The following is a 20,703-nucleotide window of genomic DNA, read 5'->3' on the forward strand; positions in this document are numbered from 1 at the left end:
TTCAACGGGGACGACGACGGCAGGTCGCCACTGCGGATCCGGTCCGGTCCGCCGCGGTTCATTCTACCGACGGGTCACCGGGATCCTCCCGGCACCGGCAGGTGCCGCACCGGTGTGAGCTTCCCGACGACGGCCGGCTGGCCGGGGTGCCTCAGGCCAGGGACCAGCGGGCTCCGTCAGCGCCGTCCTCGATCACGATCCCGGCTCCGGCGAGCGCATCACGGATGGCGTCCGCGGCGGCCCAGTCCTTGTCCGCGCGGGCCTGGGCCCGGGCCTCCAGCTGGGAGCGGACCAGCTGGTCCAGCGCGTCTAGCTCGGGAGAGGACTGCTCGGGGCCGTCACCTCCGTCCGGCACGGCGTCCAGACCGAGGATCGTGGTCATGGCTCGGACCTGGTCCAGCAACGCCCCCACGGACTCCAGATCTCCGGAGCTCAGTGCCGTGTTGCCGGCGCGCACGGCCTCGTGCAGTGCGGCCAGGGCCTGCGGGACGTTGAGATCGTCCTCCATCGCTGCCCGGAACGCGGCCGGAGCTCGGTCCGCCAAGGTCTGGCCCCGGTCTGCACGATCTGCCGAGCCAGCCGAGGCGCCGGCGAGGCGAGCACCCGAGGGCGTGACGTCGTCGGGACCTGCTGTGGGGGTCTCTGCTCCCAGCGCCTGCTGTGCACGGGTGAGGAAGTTCTCGATCCGCTCCACTGCGGCTTCGGCCTCCTGCAGAGAGGTGGGCCGGTAGTCCAGCTGCGAACGGTAGTGGGCCTGGCCCAGGAAGTAGCGCACGGCCTGGGGGCGGGCCATGGTCAGCATCTCATGCGGGGAGATGGTGTTGCCGATGGACTTGGACATCTTCTCGCCCTCGAAGGTGACCATGCCGTTGTGCAGCCAGAAGTTGGCGAAGCCGTCCCCTGCCGCGGCCGACTGGGCCAGCTCGTTCTCGTGGTGCGGGAAGCGCAGATCCAGGCCGCCGCCGTGGATGTCGAAGGTCCCACCCAGGTACTTGGTGGACATGGCCGAGCACTCCAGGTGCCAGCCCGGACGGCCACGGCCCCAGGGGGAGGCCCAGGAGGCGGTGTCCGGGTCCCCGGACTTGTGGCCCTTCCACAGAGCGAAGTCGCGGGGATCGCGCTTGCCGCGGGGGTCGGCGTCGGGGGCGTCCTGCATGTCCTCCACCCGCTGGCGGGTCAGCTCGCCGTAACGGGGCCACGAGCGGACATCGAAGTACACGTCGCCCGAGTCGTCGGTGGTCGGGTAGGCGTGTCCGGCGTCGATCAAGCGCTGGATCAGCTCGAACATCTCGGTGATGTGGCCGGTGGCGCGGGGCTCGTAGGTGGGCCGGCGCACGCCGAGGGCGTCGTAGGCACGCGTGAACTCCTGCTCGAAGCGGTAGGCCAGGGCGAACCAGGGCTCGCGCTCGAGGTACACGCCGTCCGCGGTGAAGCCCTCGCCGTAGGAGGCGGCGGACTTCTCCAGGATCTTGTCGTCGATGTCCGTCACATTGCGCACGGAGGTCACGCGCAGGCCGGTGGCCTCAAGCCAGCGGATGAGGATGTCGAAGGCGATGGCCGAGCGGACGTGGCCCACATGGGGCAGCCCCTGCACGGTGGCACCGCAGTAGTAGAGGCTGACCTGCCCCTCGGTCAGGGGGACGAAGTCCCGCACCTGGGCGGACTGGGTGTCATAGAAACGCTGGGCCACGAGGCCCCATCCTACCGAGGGCGGCGGGGCGCCCGGGCGGGGTGCTCAGTCCTGCGTCACGGGAACCACCAGGGCGGTGGCCACCGCGGCGGCGCCTTCACCGCGGCCGGTCAGTCCGAGACCGTCCGTGGTGGTGGCCGAGAGCGAGACCGGGGCGCCCGCGGCGGCGGAGAGCACCTGTTCGGCCTCGGCCCGGCGGGTGCCGATCTTGGGACGGTTGCCGATCATCTGCACGGCGATGTTCCCGATCTCGAACCCGGCCTCCCGCACCAGCCGGGCGGCCTCGGTGAGCAGCGCGGTCCCAGAGGCACCGGCCCACTCCGGGCGGGAGGTGCCGAAGTGCAGCCCCAGGTCCCCGATCCCGGCGGCGGAGAAGATGGCGTCGCAGGCGGCGTGCGCCACCACGTCCGCGTCCGAGTGGCCCACCAGCCCCTGCTCGCCCGGCCAGTGCAGTCCGGCCACCCAGCACTCCCGCTGTTCGGCCTCCGGGGCGAAGGAGTGCACGTCCGTCCCGATCCCGGTGCGGGGCAGGCCAGCGCGTGCCGGGTTGGAGGAACTGGAGGAACGGGAGGTGTTGGCGGGCGGCGTGGTCATGCGAGGGTCCGTTCTGTGGCGGCGGCCTGAGGGGAGGGTGGAGAGTCGTCAGATGCACTTCGCGTCTGCAGCAGGGCATCGGCCAGCTGCAGGTCCAGTGCCGTGGTGATCTTGAAGGACTCCACGTCCCCGTCCACCACCGCCACCGTGTGCCCGGCGGCCTCCATGAGCATGGAGTCATCGGTCAGCGCCGCGGCATCGCCCTCGGCCTCCTGGGCCCTGCGGTGCGCCTCGGCGAGCTGGTCCAGGACGAACCCCTGGGGCGTCTGCACGGCACGCAGGGCGGCCCGAGCCGGCGTGTCCACCACCCGCAACGGCACAGGCCCAGCGCCGGGCCAGGGCGCGACGGTCTTGACGGTGTCGGTCACCGGGACAGCAGGCACGACGGCGGCCGCGCCGGCTTCCAGCGCATCGACCACCCGCTGGAAGACGGCAGGCGGGACGAAGGGTCGCGCCGCATCATGGACGAGCACGTGGGTCACCGGGCGGTCGGACTGCTCGCCGAGGGCGGCACAGGCCGCCAGGCCCGCTCTCACCGAGTCCGAGCGTTCGGCTCCACCGGGCACCGTGAGGACGCGATGACCGGTGCGTTCGGCGATCTGCTCGCACAGCTGCACCAGCGGCTGTGCGACCTCCGGGCTGCTGGGCACCACCACCACGGCCCCCGCCAGCCGGCCAGCTCCGCCGCTGTCCCCGCGGTAGGCCTGGAGGCCACCCTGTAGACAGTGCTCCAGGATGGTGCGGCCATCACTCAGCTCCACCCTGGCCTTGGGTCGGCCGGCCCCCAAGCGGGTCCCCGCTCCGGCGGCCACGATCAGCAGCGCACAGCGCGGCGTGGTGCTCAGTGCGGTGCTCACGCCGCCAGGACCTCGTCCAGCAGGCGGCCGGCCTCCTCCTCCGAGGTCTTCCTGGCCAGCGCCAGTTCGGAGACGAGGACACCGCGCGCCTTGGCCAGCATGCTCTTCTCCCCGGCCGAGAGGTGCTTGTCCTGGCCCCGGCGCGAGAGGTCCCGCACCACTTCGGAGACCCGCAGGACGTCTCCGGAGGCGAGCTTCTCACCGTTGGCCTTGAAACGGCGGGACCAGTTGGTCGGCTCATCGATCTCGTCCTGACGCAGCACGTCGTAGACCCGCTCGAGCCCCTCCGCACTGACGACGTCTCGCATGCCCACCAGCTCCACGTTCTCCGCCGGGACCTCGATGGTCAGATCACCCTGGATGATGGCCAGCCGCAGGTAGGTGCGCTCCTGGCCGCGAACGGTCCTCTTCTTGATCTCATCGATCCTCGCCGCACCGTGATGCGGATAGACCACGGTCTCGCCGACCTTGAAAACCATGTGGAGTTTCCCCTTTCCAGCGGTGAATTTTATCACCTGGAAATGAAAACTCCCAGCCTGGACCGATCTTCTGAGCGGCCGTCGCCGCCGGGGAGCCTCCCCGGTCACACGCCGCTCGCGGGCGGCGCACGCGGGGTCCATGCGGTAGTCTCAAGGCAGTTCTGTGACCGTCGTCCGGCATCTGCCGCACCGTCGCAGTGGACATCGCGCACGCATCTGAGGAGAACCGACCGTGAAGCTCGACGCATCCAAGGTCACCCGCCGCCGCCTGGCCGCTGTGGGACTGGCCACCGCCGCCCTGCTGGGCGCCACCGGCTGCAGCGCCATCAACCCGCAGGCGACCACCATCGAGTACGCCCCCTCTGACGGCATCATCGCCACGGTGGGTGAGGCGGAGGTGCGCAACCTGCTGCTGGTCTCCGGCGAGCGTGACGCCGAGGGCCGCTACATCGGCTCCGTGGCCAACAGCTCCGAGGAGCCGATCGAGGTCTCGCTGACTGTGAACGGCACCACCACTCGCGTCTCCGTGCCGGGCGGCGAGGCGCTGTCCCTGGAGTCCTCGGAGAACGAGCACGTGATCCCCTCCACCGGCACCTTCCCCGGCGGGATGGCCCAGGGCACCATCGAGGTGGATGGGCAGTCCCAGGATGTGCAGATCCCCGTCCTGGACGGCACCCTGCCGGAGTACCGCGAGTTCGTCCCCGGCGGCGCTGACGGCTCGGCCACCGAGCACCTGTACCACGAGGAGAGCGCGGACGAGGGCGGTCACTGACCCCTCCCCTTCCCCAGTCTCAGATTCACGACGACGGGCCGTCACCTGGCAAGGTGACGGCCCGTCGTCGTCGTGGTCGGAGCCAGACCGCGCGGATCAGGGTTCGAACTTGTAGCCCAGTCCCCGCACCGTGACCAGGTAGCGCGGGCTGGAGGGGTCCGGCTCGATCTTGCTGCGCAGGCGCTTGACGTGCACGTCCAGGGTCTTGGTGTCGCCCACATAGTCCGAGCCCCACACTCGGTCGATCAGCTGACCGCGGGTCATCACCCGGCCGGAGTTGCGCAGCAGCATCTCCAACAGCTCGAACTCCTTGAGCGGCAGGGACACGGCCTCACCATTGACCGAGACGACATGGCGTTCGATGTCCATGCGCACCGGACCGGCCTGGACGGTGGCCGAGATCAGCTCCTCCGGCTCACCCTGCCGGCGCAGCACCGCACGGATCCGGGCCACCAGCTCCCGCGCCGAATAGGGCTTGGTGACATAGTCGTCCGCACCGAGCTCGAGGCCGACGACCTTGTCGATCTCCGAGTCCTTGGCGGTGAGCATGATGACCGGGACGTTGGAGCGCTGACGGATCTGGCGGCAGACCTCTGTGCCGGACTGGCCCGGAAGCATCAGGTCCAGCAGGATCAGGTCCGCCCCGCTGCGGTCGAACTGCACGACCGCGTCGAGACCGTCCGCGACGACCTCGACCTCGAAGCCCTCCTTGCCCAGGAGGTAGGACAGCGGATCGCTCAGCGACTCCTCGTCCTCCACGATCAGAATGCGGGTCATGCTGCTCCTCTCCCACGCTCGGCCAGGTGGCCGCCCCGTGGCTCGCTGCGGTCCGGCTCCGAGGAGTCCGGTTCTGCTTCCATCTCCGGCAGACGCACCGTGAAGGTGGATCCACGGCCTGGCTGGGACCAGACGGTCACCTCGCCGCCGTGGTTGGAGATGACGTGCTTGACGATGCTCAGGCCCAGGCCGGTGCCGCCCGTCTGGCGCGAGCGGGCTGCGTCGATCCGGTAGAAGCGCTCGAAGATCCGCTCCTGCTCCTCGGCGGGGATCCCCACACCCTGGTCCGTCACCGAGACCTGGGCCAGCCCGTCCACGCTGCGCAGTCCCACTCCCACCGTGGTGTTGTCCGGGGAGTAGCGCACGGCGTTGTCGATCAGATTGCGCAGGGCGGTCATCAGCTGGTCAGGATCCCCGAAGACCGGGGCGTCCGCCCGCCCGCCGACCTTGATCTCGATCCCCCGAGATTCAGAGGGCAGCCGGGACCGGTCCACGGCCTCGGCCACCACGGTGTTCAGGTCCACCGGCTGGCCGGCCTTGACCGCGTCCTTGCCCTGCAGGCGGGAGAGCTCGATGATGTCCTGCACCAGCGCCGAGAGACGGAGGGACTCGATGCTCAGCCGTTTGGCGAAGCGGCGCACCGACTCCTCGTCATCCGCGGCGTCGTCGATCGCCTCGGCCAGCAGGGAGATGGCCCCCACCGGGGTCTTGAGCTCATGGGAGACGTTGGCCACGAAATCATGGCGGATGGCCTCGGTGCGGCTGATCTCGGTGCGGTCATCGGCCAGCAGCAGGATGTACTCATCCCCCAGCGGGGCCGCCCGCAGGTGCACGGTGAGGGTCCCCTCCCCCACCGGGCCGCGGCTGAGCTCGTAGCTGCGGTCCACGATGATCCCATCCGCGCGGACGCGGGCGGTCAGCTCCAGGACCTCGTCATGCACCAGGTGATGGCCGCGCACCAGGCCAAAGGCATAGGCGGAGGGGTTGGCCCGGACCACGCCGTCCACCGCGTCCACCACGGCGTAGGCCCGCCCGATCACCGAGAGGACCTCGGCGGTTCCCTCCGGAATGGTGGGCTCGGCGACGGTCAGGTGGAGGGCTCGACTGCGTTCGGAGGCGCGGAAGGCCAGCATGGCCAGCACGCCGAGCACCAGGCCGACGAAGCCGCAGACCACGCCGAGCACCACCGGATCAATCACTCGGCCAGACTACCCCGCAGCCGAGAGCCCCCGGGCTGTTGCTGTGGCCCTGACCACTCGTCCATCCAGACGTATCCTGGGTTCAGCATCCGTTCACCTGGACGGTCCAGTGTGGGGGTCTGTACGCCGCCACGGACCCGGTGGCGGCCTCGACGCACGTCGACCACGACTGACCCCACCGCCGGTCACCGGATGCTGACCGATCTGAAAGAGGACTGCCATGCGTGAACTGTTCCAGGCCGATCTGAAGAGCCTCGGAGACCAGCTGAGCGAGATCGCCTCCCTGGTCCGTGCGGCCATGGACCAGGCCCGCACCTCCCTGGAGACCGCCGATGTGGAGCTGGCCGAGCAGGTCATCACCAATGACGCTCGCATCGACTACCTGCAGAACGCCCTGGATGAGAAGGCGATCGAGCTGCTGGCCCTGCAGGGCCCGGTGGCCAGCGATCTCCGCACCGTGGTGGCCGCACTGCGGATGAGCTCCTCGCTGGAGCGGATGGGCGACCTGGCCCGTCACATCGCCCAGCTGGTTCGCCTGCGCTATCCCGAACTGGTCCTGCCCGAGTCCCGGCGCGAGCACTTCGCCCAGATGGCCGAGGCGGCGGTGCAGGTGGCCACCGAGGTGGAGCAGCTGCTGCTCACCCACGATCTGGACCACGCCTCCCAGGTGGTGAAGATCAACACCCAGATCAACGAGGCCCACGCTGAGAACTTCAAGGCGGTCGCCGCCGAGGACTGGGATGCCTCCGCACCCACCACGGTGGACGTCACCCTGGCCTCCCGATACCTGGAGCGCTTCGCCGACCACGGTGTCTCGGTGGCCCGCAAGGTCACCTACCTGGTGACCGGCGAGTGGGAGCCGCACGTCCAGAGCGCCTGATCCCCACGGCGGATCCCCACCAGCCTCCCACCGAGGCGACCAACGCGAACGGCCTGTCCCCTGCAGAAGGGGACAGGCCGTCGTCGTGAAGAGCCGGTGGGCTCGGGGAGAGCTGTCAGCGCCCCTGGTTGCCGGCGTTGCTGCTGTTGCTGCTGTTGCTGCTGTTGCCCTGGTTGGCCACCGCTGCGGCACCGGCCGCAGCCGCCTCCGGGTCCAGGTAGCGGCCGTTGGCCGTGATCGGCTTCAGGTTCTCGTCCAGCTCGTAGTAGAGCGGGATGCCGGTGGGGATGTTCAGTCCGGCGATGTCCTCATCCGAGATTCCGTCCAGGTGCTTGACCAGAGCGCGCAACGAGTTGCCGTGGGCGGCGATCAGCACGGTCTTGCCGGCCTTCAGGTCCGCGACGATCTGCTCCTCCCAGTAGGGCAGCAGGCGCTCGATGACGTCCTTGAGGCACTCGGTGCGCGGCATCTCGCGCCCCAGGTCCGCGTAGCGGGGGTCGTCGGCCTGGGACCACTCGGAGGAGTCCTCCAGCTCCGGCGGCGGGGTGTCGAAGGAGCGGCGCCAGACCATGAACTGGTCCTCGCCGAACTCCTCCTTCACCTGGGCCTTGTCCTTGCCCTGCAGCGCACCGTAGTGACGCTCGTTCAGGCGCCAGCTGCGCTTGACTGGGATCCACTGGCGGTCGGCGGACTCCAGTGCCAGGTTGGCGGTGGTGATCGCACGCTTGAGCAGGGAGGTGTGCAGCACGTCCGGCAGCAGATCCTCCGCGGCGAGCAGCTCGCCGCCGCGGGCCGCCTCAGCACGGCCCTTCTCGGTCAGCGGGACGTCCACCCAGCCGGTGAACAGGTTCTTCTCATTCCAGTCGCTCTGACCGTGCCGCAGCAGGACGAGCTTGTACGGGGTCTCAGCCATGCCTCCATCCTAGTCACCGTGGTGGCCGCCACATGGGGAATGTGCGGGTGTGACAGCAGGGGCCGGGGCCGGACCGGTCCCCTACCCTGGTCAGGTGGTGCGCAAGGCCGAGCAGCTGACCGACCCGACCCGGCAGGGCCGAGGCCGGGGCACCGGCGCGTCTGCGGGTAGGCGGCAGGGCCAGGCTCCGCTGGGCAACATCACGCGCGGGACCACCGCACCGAACCGGATGCGCCGAGTGGACCGTTGGCTGGCCGACGTGCACGGCGCGCTGCTGCGCGGGGCGAAGCGTCCGCTGGCCGTGGATCTCGGCTTCGGAGCCGAGCCGGTGACCGCCGTGGAGATGTTCGACCGTCTCCACGCTGTGCGTCCGGGCTGGGAACTGGTGGGACTGGAGATCGACCCCGAACGGGTCCGCCGTGCCCAGCAGGACCCGGCCGCCCAGCGGGAGGGGCTGAGCTGGGCCCAGGGCGGATTCGAGCTGCCCGTGGACCGCGCGCCGGCCTTGGTCCGGGCGTTCAACGTGCTGCGTCAGTACCGCGAGGAGGACGTGCCGGAGATCTGGGCGATGATGCAGGGACGACTGGCCCCGGGTGGCGTGCTGGTGGAGGGCACCTGTTCGGAGACCGGCCGACGCGCCTGCTGGGTGGACCTGACCCCGGACCGGGTGCGCTCCCTGACCCTGGCCGTCCGATTCGGTGAGGTGCAGCTGCCCTCCGAGGTGGCAGAACGGCTGCCCAAGGCGCTGATCCACCACAACGTGCCGGGGACCCCGATCCACCGATTCCTCGCCGCCCTGGACGCGGCCTGGCTCTCAGCCGCACCGCTGGCGGTCTACGGTCACCGTCAGCGCTGGATCGCCATGTCCCGGCAGGTGCGAGCGGAAGGATGGCCGGTGCTGGGCGGAGTGCGCCAGTGGCGGCGTGGAGAGATCAGCGTGGGATGGGAGGCGGTCCAGCCGGAGGGCTGAGTTCAGTATCCGTAGCCGCTGGAGCCGCTGCTGCCGAAGAGCTTGAGCTCGGAACGAGGACCTGCGAGGTACACGCCGGCCACGCAGAGTGCGGCGATCTGGAACAGCCCGAAGCCGCCGCCGCCCAGCGCCAGGGAGCCCCAGACGGTCATCAGCCCGATCAGGGCCGCCAGTCCGGTCAGCAGGAGCCAGAAGGACTTGGGCCGCTGCCCGGCCCGCTCGAACTGCTCTCTGCCCCGCGTGGCGCAGTCGACCAGGGCCCAGATCTCCAGGACGGCACCGACCACACCCAGAGCCAGGTACAGCCAGTGCTCGACGGTCAGCGCCATGATGAAGGGATGCATGGGGCCAGCCTATCGGTCCCGTTCCCCACCGCCCATGACGGCACGCAGTGCCTGTTCCAGGTCAGCCCACAGGTCCTCGACGTGCTCGATCCCCACGCTGAGACGGATCAGTCCGGACGGCACCGTGGACGGCTCGGCGGCGAAGCGTCGGCGCCGCTCGGCCAGGGACTCGACGCCACCGAGCGAGGTGGCGGGGACCCAGAGCCGCAGCCCCTGGATCACGCGGTCGGCCGCCTCCGCTCCCCCCTCCACCTCGAGGGTCAGGACGGACCCGAACCCGCTCTCCATCTGACGTGCGGCCAGCTCGTGCTGAGGGTGGCTGCTCAGTCCGGGGTAGCGGACCTGGGCCACGGGCAGGCTTCGGTCCTGCGCCGCGGTCTCGGCACGGCGGGCCAGTTCGGCGGCGGTGGCCTGCGAGCGCTCGATCCGCAGGGCCAGCGTGCGCATCCCGCGCAGCGCCAGGAAGGACTCCATGGGCCCGGCGATCCCCCCGTGCAGGCTGCGGTGGGCGAGCAGCCTGGCGTGCAGACCGGGGTCCGAGGTCAGTGCCGCTCCCAGCACCACATCCGAGTGGCCGGCCAGGTACTTGGTCACCGAGTGGACCACGACGTCGGCCCCCAGGGTGAGCGGCCGCTGCACCAGGGGCGTGGCGAAGGTGTTGTCCACGACCACGATCGCACCGGCGGCGTGGGCTGCTTCGATCAGGGCCGGCAGGTCGGCGATCTCGAGCATCGGGTTGGTGGGCGACTCCAGCCACAGCAGGGCCACCTCCGCCTGTGCGCCAGGGGCATGGAGGGCCTGCACGACGGCAGAGGTGTCGGCGATGTCCACGGTCTCCACACTGATCCGCCCCTCGGCCTGCATCTGATGGGCCAGCGAGCCCAGGCCCTGGTAGGCGTGCCGGGGCAGCAGCACACGCCCACCAGCCGGGGCCAGGTGCAGGGCCGCGGCCAGTGCGGCCATGCCCGAGCCGAAGATCAGCCCGGGGGTGGCCTCCGGGTCCTCGACCGACTCCAGCTCGGCCAACAGGCGTTCCGGGCCGTCCCAGGTGGGATTGGACATCCGCCCGTAGATCCGCCGTGGACCTGCTGTGTCCGGTTCCCAGCCGACGAAGGTGGAGCTGAAGTGCACCGGCTCGTTGACCGGCGCGTCAGGCTCGTGGGCGGGGCGGGCGGCGCTGACCAGAAGGGTCTCAGGATGCATGCGCACAGCGTAGTTCCACGCTGCCGGGACCGTCCGGACGGGGCACGATGTGACGGCCTGTGGGCAGCGCCCCTGCCGTCTCTGCGCCGACCGTTAGGCTAGTCCGGTGACTGTCTCCCCCACCCTGACCGCCCCTGCGGCGCAGACCGATCCGACCGGCCTGTTCATCGCTTTCGAGGGTGGCGACGGGTCCGGCAAGTCCACTCAGGCCCGCCTGCTGGCCGAACGCCTCAGGGACGAGGGGACCCCGGTGCTGCTGACACGTGAACCCGGCGGGACGGCGTTGGCTGAACGCATCCGATCTCTGGTGCTGGACCCCGAGCATGCCCCCGTGGACTCCGTCACCGAGGCACTGCTCTTCGCCGCCGCCCGTTCCAGCCACGTCCGTCAGGCGATCCTGCCGGCCCTGGCTGAGGGCACCGTGGTCATCACCGATCGCTACATCGACTCCTCCGTGGCCTATCAGGGCAGCGGACGGAGCCTGGGCGCCGAGCAGATCGGAGCCCTCAACGCCTGGGCCACGGACGGCCTGACACCCCATCTGACGGTGCTGCTGGACGTGGACGGTCCTACCGCGTCAGCACGGCGTGAGGCACGCCTGGGCGCCCAGCAGGGAGCTGTGCCAGACCGGTTGGAGTCCGAGCCGGACTCGTTCCACGAGGTCATCCGCCAGGCATTCCTGGACCGTGCCGCACAGACCGGTGAGCAGACCGTGGTGCTGAACGCGGACCAGGACCCGGAGCTGCTGGCCGAGCAGATCCTCAACCGTGTCCGCCCTCTGCTGCAGGATCAGCCCATGGAGAAGGAGACCACCCAGTGACCGCCGCCGCCTGGCAGGACCTGGTGGGTCAGGACGCCGCCGTGGAACAGCTCTCCCGCGCCGCGGCCGAGGACCGTCCCACCCACGCCTGGCTGTTCACCGGGCCGCCCGGGTCAGGCCGCTCGACCGCCGCCCGCGCCTTCGCCCAGGCACTGCAGTGCGAGGTGGAGGACCCCACGGTGCGGGGCTGCGGGCAGTGCCATGCCTGTCTGACGGTCGAGGCAGGGACCCACGCGGATGTGAAGGTCCTGGCCACCGAGAACGTGAACTACAAGATCGACGAGATCCGTGAGCTCGTGGCCGCCGCCCAGGACCACCCCTCCAGCGGACGGTGGCGGATCTTCATCATGGAGGACGCCGATCGGATGACCGAGCGGGCCACCAATGTGCTGCTCAAGGCGATCGAGGAGCCGCCGCCGCGGACCCTGTGGATGCTGTGCGCGCCCTCCCCCGCTGATGTGCTGATCACCATCCGCTCGCGCTGCCGGCCGGTCACTCTGCGCATCCCCTCCGTGGAGGCGGTCACCGACCTGCTCGTGGAGCGCGATGGCCTCTCCCCGGATCTGGCCGCATTCGCCGCCCGGGCCGCCCAGAGTCATGTGGGCATGGCTCGGCGTCTGGCCCGGGACTCCGGTGCCCGCGAGCGGCGCGAGTCCGTGGTGCGCATCCCGCTGAGCGTCCAGGCGACCTCCGATGCCATGGCCCTGGCCAAGGAGCTCGTGGAGGTGACCCAGCAGGAGGCCGCCGCCTCGGCCGAGGAACGCAACGCCGCGGAACTGGAGTCACTGCGCCGATCCCTGGGACTGCAGGACGGGGAGAACGTGCCCACCAAGCTGCGCCACCACGTCAAGCGCCTCGAGGAGCAGCAGACCGCCCGCAACCGCCGTTCGGTGCATGACGCCCTGGACCGGGCCATGATCGACCTGACCGGATTGTTCCGGGACGTGCTTGCCCTGCAGCTGGGCACCGGGGCCGAGCTGGTCAACGAGCATCTGCGCACCGAACTGACCGCCTACGCCTCCTCCTGCGGACCGGAGCGGACCATGGCCCGGATCGACGCCGTGGCCACGGCACGGCACCGACTGGCCGGGAACGTGCCTGCGCTGCTGGCCCTGGAGGCGATGACCACCCACTTCCTGCCCGAGCGGATCCTGCACCGCAGACCAGCCTGACCCACACGACCACCCAGCACGTCCGCACCCGCACGCGCCCCACACACTCAGCTCCACACGTCTTGCCCCGGAAGGACCGCTTCGTGCCTCACCCCCTCCCCACCGCACCGAGCCGCCGTCGCCCCCTGCGCTGGACCGCGCTGGCGGCGCTGGCCGCTCTGGGGCTCAGCGCCTGCACCGGCCCGGCCGAGCCGGGGTCCGCCTCACCCTCCGGACCACAGGCCACCGGAAGCGGACCGAGTCAGGCCAGTGAGCCGCCGTCGGGAGATCCTTCCGCAGAGCCGAGCGCGGCGGCCTCCGCCCAGACCCTGAAGACCCTGCAGGCGTTCCAGGACCAGAAGCTGGACTGGGAGGAGTGCGAGGGCTCCCATGAGTGCGCCACCCTGCAGGCGCCCCTGGACTACGAGGACCCGGAGTCGGGCCAGATCGAGCTGGCCCTGGTGCGCACCACCGGTGCCGGCGAGGGCGCTCAGCACCTGCTGCTCAACCCCGGCGGCCCGGGCGCGTCCGGCGTGGACATGGTCACCCAGAGCCTGGACTTCGTGGTCTCCCAGGACGTGCAGCAGGCCTACTCGGTGGTCGGCTTCGACCCGCGCGGGGTGTCCCGTTCCGCCCCGGTGACCTGCCTCAGCGACGCCGAGATGGACCAGGCCCGCCAGGAGCACGTGGACCCCTCCACCGACGAGGGACTGGAGCAGCTGCGCGAGGATGCCGCCGAGTTCGCCGCCGCCTGCCAGGAGAACACCGGCGAGGTCCTGGGACATGTGGACACCGAGACCTCGGCCCAGGACATGGAGCTGATGCGTCTGGTCCTGGGGGATGCCAAGCTCAACTTCCTGGGCTTCTCCTATGGCACCTCCCTGGGCGCCTCCTACGCCGAGCAGTTCCCGCAGACCGTGGGACGGTTCGTGCTGGACGGTGCCATGGACCCCTCGCTGAGCGACCACGAGGTCACCGTGGGCCAGGCCCAGGCCTTCGAGAAGGCGTTGCACTCCTGGGCGAGCTGGTGCCTGGAGCAGAGCAGCTGCCCGCTCAGCGGGACCGCGGAGAACGGCGTGGCCCAGCTGCAGCGGCTGATCGCGCAGGTCGAGGAGAACCCCATGGAGGCCGCTGACGGGCGGATCGTCCCGGTCTCGACCTTCGTCTCCGGGCTGATCACCCCGCTGTACGGCAACGAGAACTGGCCGACCCTGAACCTGGCCGTCGGCCAGGCGATGGAGGGCTCCGTGGACACCATGCTGATGCTGGCTGACCTCAACGCGGGCCGTGACCCCGACGGCACCTACTCCTCCAACATCAACTCCGCCTTCACCGCCATCAACTGCCTGGACGGCTCCGCGCCGGCGGACACCGCCACGCTGCGCGCCCAGGCGGCCGAGTTGGAGGAGGCCTCCCCCACCCTGGGACGGTTCCTGACCTACGGCGCCGTGAGCTGCGAGGCCTGGCCCGCTGAGCCCGCCTCGGAGCCGGCACCTGTCACGGCCGCCGGCGCGGATCCCATCCTGGTGATCGGCACGCGCGGAGACCCGGCCACCCCCTATGAGTGGGCCCCGGCACTGGCCGATCAGCTGGAGTCCGGCGTGCTGGTCACCTGGAACGGTGAGGGGCACACCGCCTACGGTCGCGCCGGCGAGTGCATCGGCAGCACCGTGGACGCCTACCTGGTCGAAGGGACCGTCCCGGAGGACGGCCTGGTCTGCGACTGAGCTACGGGCGGGGACTGACCAGCGCGGGCACATCCTGGATGGAGGGCACGACGGCGGCCGCCCCCGCAGATTCCAGGGTCACCTGATCATGGTGTCCGGTGAGCACCCCCACGGTCAGTCCTGCGCCTGAACGCTGGCCGGCCCGGATGTCGCTGACGGTGTCCCCCACCACCATGACCGAGCGGACATCGTCCAGCTCCAGGGCCAGCAGCGCGGTCAGCACCATATCCGGGTAGGGAGCACCGCGTCCGGCGTCCGAGGGGCACAGGCTCAGGTCCGCCAGAGACATCCAGCCCAGCGACTCCAAGATCATGTTCTGGGTGTGCCGGGCGAACCCGGTGGTCAGGCAGATCTGCAGCCCGGCCTCCCGCAGCGACTCCACGGCCTCGGCGGCACCCGGGACGGGACGGACTCCGCGGTCGGAGAGCAGACGGTCGTACTCCTGCTCGAAGATCTGATTCGCCCGGACCGCCGCGGCGTGGTCCTCGGCGAAGAGGGCCCGGAACACCTCGTGGCGGGAGGTCCCCCGCATCTCATGGAAGTAGCCCAGCATCACCTGGAACCGTGAGCTACCCGGCACCACCCCCTGGGCGGTGACCGCTACCGCGAAGGCCTCGTCCTGCAGTCCGCCCTCGTCCACCGTGGTCCCGGACATGTCCAGCACGGCCAGCCGCAGCGGTCGGCGCGCGGACGGTCCCCGAGCGGTGATCGGGTCGGCGGCCAAGGTCACGGCGAGCTCCTGGAGTGAGGTGCGGCTGACACCCCGGCACGTGGCGCCGGGGTGTCCCCCACTGTCTCAGCACTGCGCCGCGCCCGACTGTCCTGCGGTTGGCCGCCTGATGACCGGACGATGAACAGCGGTGACTTTGCCGCCCCGCCGGGCGTGCCGCTAGGATGGTCAGCCGTGGCCCGTGCACGTTAACGCGCCGAGCCCACGCCTCCTTAGCTCAGCTGGCCAGAGCAGCTCCCTCGTAAAGAGCAGGTCGCCGGTTCGAATCCGGCAGGGGGCTCCACGTGCCCCGTCTGACAATGACCGTTCACCGGTTGTCGTCAGGCGGGGTTCACTGTCTCCGGACGCCCGTCAGCGGCGGAACTCCTCATCGCCAGGACGCCGCCGCTTCAGCCTCGGCCACGGCCTCCACCACCTTCTCAGCGCGGCGGCCGACCGAGTCCAGGCTGCCCTGACCGAGCTGGTAGAACGCCGCCGCCTGGGCTGCGGTGGCCAGGTCGTTGGCCGCACGGGAGAGGATCCGGTGCACCTCGGCGGCACCCCCCGGGACCTGCAGCCCCTGTTCGGGGAAGCGCTCCCGCGCCTCCACGCAGAGCGACCTGACGCGGGGCAGCAGATCGGCCAGCACGTTGCCGGCGTTCACCAGCCCGTTGTGGTCCTCCGCGGGCAGCTCGACGGACGGCTCCTGGATGACCTGCCAGTACCGGTCGAGCGAGCGGGCGAACCGGTCGTGGCTGCGACGCCACAGTTCGGTGCCCAGCTCCAGCTCGTCCCTCTTGGCCTGACGGCGGCGTGCGAACGGTCCCAGGATCATCTCTTCAGTCTTCCATCTGCCGCATCCCCGATCCTCCTGCGGGCACTCACGGGACCAGCAGGACCTTCCCCGTCCGCTCCGAAGTCTCCAGGTGTTCATGCGCCGCAGCGGCCTCCGCCAACGTGAAGGTCCGGTCCACCTGGGGGCGAATCGCCCCGGAGGCCACCAGCGGCCACACCCGGTCCACCACCTGACGCATGATCTCGGCCTTCTGCCGCACCGGCTGCGAGCGCAGCGTGGAACCGGTCACCCAGGCGCCCTTGCCCATCAGCAGCCCGATCGGCAGCTCCCCCTTCTGACCGCCCTGCAGCCCGATCACCACCAGCCGTCCGCCCTGCGCCAGCGCCTTGGCGTTCTGGGCCAGGTAGGACCCACCCATCACGTCCAGGATGACGTCGGCACCGTGACCGCCGGTGACCTCCTTGACCCGCGCCACGAAGTCCTCCTCCCGGTGGTCGAACGCCTCCACGGCCCCCAGGGTGCGGGACAGCTCCACCTTCGCCGCGCCTCCCGCGGTGGCCAGAGGCTTGGTCCCGACGGCGGCCAGCAGCTGGAGCGCGAAGCTTCCGATCCCTCCGGTCCCGCCATGCACGAGGACCCAGTCCCCCTCACGGACCTCGGCGCGCATCATCAGGTTGGACCAGCAGGTGGCCGCCACCTCCGGCAGCGCGGCGGCGTCCTCCACGGACACCCCGTCCGGCACTGGTGCCAGCTGGCCAGCGGGGACGGTGACGTACTCGGCGTAGCCGCCGCCGGCAAGCAGTGCGCACACCGGTGCGCCGAAGTCCCATCCGTCCACACCGGCTCCGATCTCCTCCACGGTGCCGGAGACCTCCAGCCCGGGGATGTCCGAGGCGCCTTCCGGCGGCGGATAGTGGCCCTGGCGCTGCAGCACATCCGCGCGGTTGAGTCCCGCCGCTGCCACCTTGACCAGCACCTCCCCTGGCCCCGGTGTGGGGATGGGACGCTCGACGATCTGGATCACCTCGGGGCCTCCGGCCCCTGCATACTCCACACAGCGCATGGTGGGCCGAGCGCCGTGGTGCGTACCGTCGTCGGGAAGGTGGTGGTCCTGCTGGTGGGTCATCTGGTCCTGTCCGTTCGGTAGATTCCCCACCATGCTCTCTCGCTGAACCCGTCCGAGGCCAGCCTCCCGCCGATCCTGGCACCAGCGCGTCATGGACAGCGACGACGGACGGCTGCTCGTAGCGATCGCCATCGCCACCGCCCTGGCGTTCCCCACGATCCTGTGGGCGGTCGAGACGAACCTGTGGCCGGAGCTGATGGCGGACCAGGAGGCCGTGAGCCTGACGCTCGTCTACATGGCCATCTTCTGGATCCTGTTCGGCCTGGCATACATGGTCCTCACCCTGGTCCGGTTCTGGTCGGCCAGCCCCCGCCGTCTCTACCGCGACCTGCGGATCCACTCGCGCGGACCCAGTGAACGCTCGATCGGTTTCTGGCGGATCGGCTCCACCCTGTCCTGGACCGTGCAGCTCTCCTTCACCGCGCTCGTGGTGGTGGTGGCGATGATGCTGGACCCGATGATCCGCGGCCACCTGGAGTTGCGGGTGCTGGGCGTGCTGGTGGTCGCCGTGTCCTGGGGGATGCTGGTGATCGCCCAGGCACTGGCCTACGCACGGACCTACGCGAAGTCCTCGAGGTCAGGGGTGGAGTTCGCCGGCACTTCGGACCCGGTGCTCTCAGACTTCATCACCCTGTCCGTGTGCATCTCTGCGATGTTCGGTCCGGCCGATGCCACCCTCTCCGGACGGAGCATCCGCGGGCGGTTGCGCAACCACGTCCTGGTCAGCTTCGCCTTCAACTCCATGGTGGTGGCCTCGCTGGCGACCCTGCTGCTGGTGACCTCCTGACGGGTGCACCGTCCGACTCCTCTACACTGGACTGCCGAGGATGGTTGTCCGAGCGGCCGAAGGAGCTGGTCTTGAAAACCAGTGTGCGGTAACCCCGTACCAAGAGTTCGAATCTCTTACCATCCGCGTGAATAAAGGGAAGCGGCCCCGCTCAGCGGGGCCGCTTCCGCCGTCTCAGGGTCCGATTAGGCCCCATTTGTGGCCGAACTGTGGCCATTGGCGCGAGACGCCGCCCGCGGGATCATGCCGGCGCGCTGCTCCGCGGCAGCCTCGCCGACCCCCGGCAGCAGGTGTCCGTACGTGTCCACGGTGAGCTTGATCGTCGAATGGCGCAGCACTTTGGACACCACGGCCACGTCCACGCCGGCCGCGATCATCAGAGACGCCGTGCCGTGCCGCAAATCATGCAGCCGCACGCGCCTGAGCGGCCGCTGCGCGCTTTCCGGGTTCTCCGGGTCCACCGGGACGGTCACGCCGTCCTGAAGCTCCAGGAACCGCGCCGTGAGCCAGCTGGGTCGAATTGGCGTACCGTCCTCCCGGGCAAACACCAGCCCGTGGTCCTGGTACGCACTGCCCCACGCTTCCCGTTCCTCCCCCTGCGCGAGTTGCTGGGACAGCAGCACGGACACCGTGCCGGCGTCCAGGTGCACGACGGCGGCACTGTCGTCCGTCTTCGGCTCGGTGATCCCGATGCCCGGGTGGGTCTGCCCGCAGTACTGATAGTTAGCCTCGATCGCCTGAAGGTTCACCTGGACAACCTGCTGACGGATGACGATCCGGCGGCGCACGAGGTCCACGTCATCCCAGCGCAGTCCCAGCGCCTCGCCCCGGCGCAACCCGAGGTAGGCGACGACGTGGAACAGCGCAGCCAGCCGGTCCTCGGCCACCGCGTCCAGGAACGCCCCGGTCTCTTGCGGAGTCCAGGGCTCAACCCGCTTGCGCGCCTCCCGTGGCATGTCTAGGTCCCGGGCCGGATTCCACGACAGCAACCGTTCCTTCACGGCGGCTGCCAGCGCCGTGCGCAGCGTCGCTCGCACCCGGTGAACCATGGCCGGGCTACGGCCATCAGCGACGGCCTGCAACATGGCGTAGATGTGCTCGGGCCGCAGGTCTCGCAGCTTCAGACGGCCGAGCTCCGGCCGGATGTGCAGCTCGATGTGCGACCGGTAGGTGTCCACGGTCGTCGGCTTCAACCCGGAGGTCTTGCGCATCAGCCAGCGATCCAGGTACTCCCCCACGGTCTGCCGCTGGTCATCTGTCCACGTGCCGGCGCCCACCGCGGCCATGGCGTCCGAGAGCGCCGCCTCAGCCTCCTCCCGCGTGCTAAAGCCACCCTTCGACGGCCGGCGCCGCTTACCCGTCACCGGATCCGGGCCAGCATCCAACCTGTACGACCAGGTGCCGTGACGCCGCTTGCACGCCAGCGGTCGCCCGTCTCGCCCCCGAGGCAACTCCTCCGGCCGGCACGGGCACCGCTTCCACACGTGCCCCTTCACGGCCGCCTCCACTGAACGTTCAGATCATCATCGTGGTCGTCTTCGTCGAAGCGAATACCGAACCTCACATGGGGGAACGCCTTCTCGAGGTCAAAAACGCCGTCCTGATCCACTGAGCTAGCGAAGTGCTCGCCAAATTGCGCATCAAGGTCCCCCGCGCGCAAAGGAAGGGGAGGCTGGAATCCATTGGTCCAGAAGGACACGAGCGCCTCAGCACTCCACGACACTGCCTCGACGTTTGGGGCACCACGCGTGAAGTCGATCAGCAGACGAAGTGCATCTACACGCTTTGCTGCGATTGAGAGACCAGCGTGGACGTCAGCCAGTCTCGTACGCACACGGGCATACTCCTGCTCGGCCATCCTGAGCTCTTCGTCGAGTTGATGCTCGTGCCTCATCGCGTCTCTCAAGCGAAGTTCAAGTCCACTTTCCCACGGCGTAAAGAGGTCCGACACCTCCATGTCAAGGGCTTGTGCAACGGCTGGAATCTCTGTCGCCCTGACGGACCTCTCCCCCCGTTCAACCTTGGAAATGGTGACGCGAGACCAGTTCAACCCCACCTTGGCTAGGCGGTCCGAGAGCTCCTCTTGGAGAATGCCGGCCTTCTGTCGACCAGCAAGGATGGCCCGGCCAATCTCTTCATCAGTGGGTCGATACATGCGGACAGCCTACAACTAGATGAAACGAAATGGTTACTGACAGGGCTTCCGGATGTACCCAACCCATGTTATTTTGAGTTACGTCAGAGCGATACGCAATGAAACGCTCTAGAACCAGAGGAAACGATGATGACTGCTGAGAACGCCGCAATCCCCGAACAGCGAACCGTCAGCCTTCCCTAAGCCGGACGAGTGCTGGGTATCGGGAAGAGCACGGCCGAACTCGCCGCGCGTGGGGAATTCCCCGTACGCGTGCTGCAGCTGGGGAGGAAGAAGCTTGTAAGCCGGGCCGAACTGGATGCCTACCTAGCCGGAGAGCCCAAGAGTGCGTGAGGCGGAAGCTTTCCGGCGCACGAGGCGCCGCGAGATGAGACCGCAAGACGCAGGAAGGGCGTTCGCACCTGTCTGGGGAGACCCGCGAACGCCCTTCGGAAAGCTGGCGGGGTACATGGAGGGGTACGCGGCGGGCGAGAAGGGCAGTCCGAAGTTGACGATCCATGACATGCTCCCGAACCAGTAGAGGAGGTGCCGCATGGTGGCGCAAGCACCTCCGCTTGTCAGGGGGCAACGGGCTCGGTGCCGCTTCAGAGACATCACAGAGCCGCTTGATCTCCACCGTGCATTCAGAGTCTTAGTGTAGACATCAAAGACTAAGTGAGACTAAGTTGAGTGAGTCCAGCGCTCCTCCAACCGGAAAGCAGCAATCATCATGTCGAGACTCGACCTCGCGAATCTCACCCGTACCGCCGGCCAG

21 protein-coding genes and 2 tRNA genes are annotated in these 20,703 nt (G+C 69.4%); 9 read left to right on the forward strand and 14 right to left on the reverse strand.

Annotated features, from left to right (window positions below; translation table 11 throughout):
- Window positions 1-151: 151 nt before the first annotated feature.
- Genes cysS through ACEXHE_RS07200 form a run of 4 tightly spaced genes read right to left on the reverse strand, consistent with a single transcriptional unit; the run spans window position 152 to window position 3,620 of the window.
- On the reverse strand, window positions 152-1,690 hold the full coding sequence (gene cysS, locus ACEXHE_RS07185) for a cysteine--tRNA ligase (protein WP_374785271.1): 1,539 nt from the start codon (window positions 1,688-1,690) through the stop codon (window positions 152-154).
- A 45-nt stretch (window positions 1,691-1,735) separates the two neighbouring features.
- Complete coding sequence (gene ispF / locus ACEXHE_RS07190; RefSeq protein ID WP_374785272.1) at window positions 1,736-2,284, reverse strand: 2-C-methyl-D-erythritol 2,4-cyclodiphosphate synthase; 549 nt, start codon at window positions 2,282-2,284, stop codon at window positions 1,736-1,738.
- Window positions 2,281-3,141: a 2-C-methyl-D-erythritol 4-phosphate cytidylyltransferase gene (locus tag ACEXHE_RS07195; RefSeq protein WP_374785273.1), complete on the reverse strand. Its 861-nt coding sequence runs from the start codon at window positions 3,139-3,141 to the stop codon at window positions 2,281-2,283. Before ACEXHE_RS07195 ends, ispF begins: the two co-directional genes overlap by 4 nt.
- Entirely contained in the window at window positions 3,138-3,620 is a 483-nt protein-coding gene (locus ACEXHE_RS07200; RefSeq protein ID WP_260062876.1) for a CarD family transcriptional regulator, read from the reverse strand. The genes ACEXHE_RS07195 and ACEXHE_RS07200 overlap by 4 nt, the downstream gene beginning before the upstream one ends.
- 232 nt (window positions 3,621-3,852) lie before the next feature.
- On the opposite strand from ACEXHE_RS07200, the gene ACEXHE_RS07205 reads away from it, so the two are divergent.
- Window positions 3,853-4,392, forward strand: a complete 540-nt coding sequence (locus ACEXHE_RS07205; protein ID WP_374785274.1) for a hypothetical protein — start codon at window positions 3,853-3,855, stop codon at window positions 4,390-4,392.
- Window positions 4,393-4,488: 96 nt separating this feature from the next.
- Here the strand turns inward: ACEXHE_RS07205 and ACEXHE_RS07210 are convergent, their stop codons facing one another.
- Both ACEXHE_RS07210 and ACEXHE_RS07215 read right to left on the reverse strand, forming a co-directional pair.
- Window positions 4,489-5,169, reverse strand: coding sequence for a response regulator transcription factor (locus ACEXHE_RS07210; RefSeq protein ID WP_260061480.1), 681 nt, complete (start codon window positions 5,167-5,169; stop codon window positions 4,489-4,491).
- On the reverse strand, window positions 5,166-6,365 hold the full coding sequence (locus tag ACEXHE_RS07215) for a cell wall metabolism sensor histidine kinase WalK (RefSeq protein WP_091699588.1): 1,200 nt from the start codon (window positions 6,363-6,365) through the stop codon (window positions 5,166-5,168). The genes ACEXHE_RS07210 and ACEXHE_RS07215 overlap by 4 nt, the downstream gene beginning before the upstream one ends.
- A gap of 223 nt (window positions 6,366-6,588) precedes the next feature.
- Between ACEXHE_RS07215 and phoU the strand changes: the two genes are divergently transcribed.
- Complete coding sequence (phoU, locus tag ACEXHE_RS07220) at window positions 6,589-7,248, forward strand: phosphate signaling complex protein PhoU (protein ID WP_356969050.1); 660 nt, start codon at window positions 6,589-6,591, stop codon at window positions 7,246-7,248.
- Between the two features lie 115 nt (window positions 7,249-7,363).
- On the opposite strand, the gene ACEXHE_RS07225 is transcribed toward phoU, so the two are convergent.
- Window positions 7,364-8,161, reverse strand: coding sequence for a phosphoglyceromutase (locus ACEXHE_RS07225; protein WP_374785275.1), 798 nt, complete (start codon window positions 8,159-8,161; stop codon window positions 7,364-7,366).
- A gap of 94 nt (window positions 8,162-8,255) precedes the next feature.
- Between ACEXHE_RS07225 and ACEXHE_RS07230 the strand changes: the two genes are divergently transcribed.
- Entirely contained in the window at window positions 8,256-9,131 is an 876-nt protein-coding gene (locus tag ACEXHE_RS07230; protein ID WP_374785276.1) for a class I SAM-dependent methyltransferase, read from the forward strand.
- Between the two features lie 2 nt (window positions 9,132-9,133).
- Here ACEXHE_RS07230 and ACEXHE_RS07235 read toward each other — a convergent pair whose 3' ends face one another.
- A complete protein-coding gene (locus tag ACEXHE_RS07235) occupies window positions 9,134-9,475 on the reverse strand; it encodes a DUF2516 family protein (protein WP_091699571.1) in 342 nt (113 codons plus the stop codon).
- A 9-nt stretch (window positions 9,476-9,484) separates the two neighbouring features.
- Window positions 9,485-10,678 carry a trans-sulfuration enzyme family protein gene (locus tag ACEXHE_RS07240; RefSeq protein ID WP_374785277.1) on the reverse strand — a complete coding sequence of 398 codons (1,194 nt, stop codon included), beginning with the start codon at window positions 10,676-10,678 and terminating at the stop codon, window positions 9,485-9,487.
- Window positions 10,679-10,784: 106 nt separating this feature from the next.
- Between ACEXHE_RS07240 and tmk the strand changes: the two genes are divergently transcribed.
- From tmk to ACEXHE_RS07255, 3 genes are all read left to right on the forward strand, one after another.
- Window positions 10,785-11,498, forward strand: coding sequence for a dTMP kinase (gene tmk, locus ACEXHE_RS07245; protein ID WP_374785278.1), 714 nt, complete (start codon window positions 10,785-10,787; stop codon window positions 11,496-11,498).
- Complete coding sequence (locus ACEXHE_RS07250) at window positions 11,495-12,670, forward strand: DNA polymerase III subunit delta' (protein WP_374785279.1); 1,176 nt, start codon at window positions 11,495-11,497, stop codon at window positions 12,668-12,670. The genes tmk and ACEXHE_RS07250 overlap by 4 nt, the downstream gene beginning before the upstream one ends.
- An 83-nt stretch (window positions 12,671-12,753) precedes the next feature.
- Complete coding sequence (locus ACEXHE_RS07255; protein ID WP_374785280.1) at window positions 12,754-14,376, forward strand: alpha/beta hydrolase; 1,623 nt, start codon at window positions 12,754-12,756, stop codon at window positions 14,374-14,376.
- Window position 14,377: 1 nt separating this feature from the next.
- Here ACEXHE_RS07255 and ACEXHE_RS07260 read toward each other — a convergent pair whose 3' ends face one another.
- Window positions 14,378-15,100 carry an HAD family hydrolase gene (locus ACEXHE_RS07260; protein WP_374785445.1) on the reverse strand — a complete coding sequence of 241 codons (723 nt, stop codon included), beginning with the start codon at window positions 15,098-15,100 and terminating at the stop codon, window positions 14,378-14,380.
- A 212-nt stretch (window positions 15,101-15,312) separates the two neighbouring features.
- On the opposite strand from ACEXHE_RS07260, the gene ACEXHE_RS07265 reads away from it, so the two are divergent.
- Window positions 15,313-15,389, forward strand: a tRNA-Thr gene (locus ACEXHE_RS07265).
- A gap of 84 nt (window positions 15,390-15,473) precedes the next feature.
- On the opposite strand, the gene ACEXHE_RS07270 is transcribed toward ACEXHE_RS07265, so the two are convergent.
- Together ACEXHE_RS07270 and ACEXHE_RS07275 are read right to left on the reverse strand one after the other, a co-directional pair.
- Complete coding sequence (locus tag ACEXHE_RS07270) at window positions 15,474-15,920, reverse strand: hypothetical protein (protein ID WP_374785281.1); 447 nt, start codon at window positions 15,918-15,920, stop codon at window positions 15,474-15,476.
- A 46-nt stretch (window positions 15,921-15,966) separates the two neighbouring features.
- Window positions 15,967-17,007 (reverse strand): NAD(P)H-quinone oxidoreductase, encoded by a 1,041-nt coding sequence (locus ACEXHE_RS07275; RefSeq protein WP_374785282.1) that lies wholly within the window; start codon window positions 17,005-17,007, stop codon window positions 15,967-15,969.
- A gap of 91 nt (window positions 17,008-17,098) precedes the next feature.
- Between ACEXHE_RS07275 and ACEXHE_RS07280 the strand changes: the two genes are divergently transcribed.
- Complete coding sequence (locus ACEXHE_RS07280) at window positions 17,099-17,794, forward strand: DUF1345 domain-containing protein (RefSeq protein ID WP_374785283.1); 696 nt, start codon at window positions 17,099-17,101, stop codon at window positions 17,792-17,794.
- 38 nt (window positions 17,795-17,832) lie between these two features.
- Window positions 17,833-17,920, forward strand: a tRNA-Ser gene (locus tag ACEXHE_RS07285).
- Window positions 17,921-17,979: 59 nt separating this feature from the next.
- Here ACEXHE_RS07285 and ACEXHE_RS07290 read toward each other — a convergent pair.
- On the reverse strand, window positions 17,980-19,302 hold the full coding sequence (locus tag ACEXHE_RS07290; protein ID WP_374785284.1) for a tyrosine-type recombinase/integrase: 1,323 nt from the start codon (window positions 19,300-19,302) through the stop codon (window positions 17,980-17,982).
- Entirely contained in the window at window positions 19,287-19,949 is a 663-nt protein-coding gene (locus tag ACEXHE_RS07295; RefSeq protein WP_374785285.1) for a helix-turn-helix domain-containing protein, read from the reverse strand. The genes ACEXHE_RS07290 and ACEXHE_RS07295 overlap by 16 nt, the downstream gene beginning before the upstream one ends.
- Window positions 19,950-20,703 lie beyond the last annotated feature (754 nt).

It is taken from the genome of Micrococcus sp. IITD107 (assembly GCF_041927415.1).
Classification (GTDB): domain Bacteria; phylum Actinomycetota; class Actinomycetes; order Actinomycetales; family Micrococcaceae; genus Citricoccus; species Citricoccus terreus.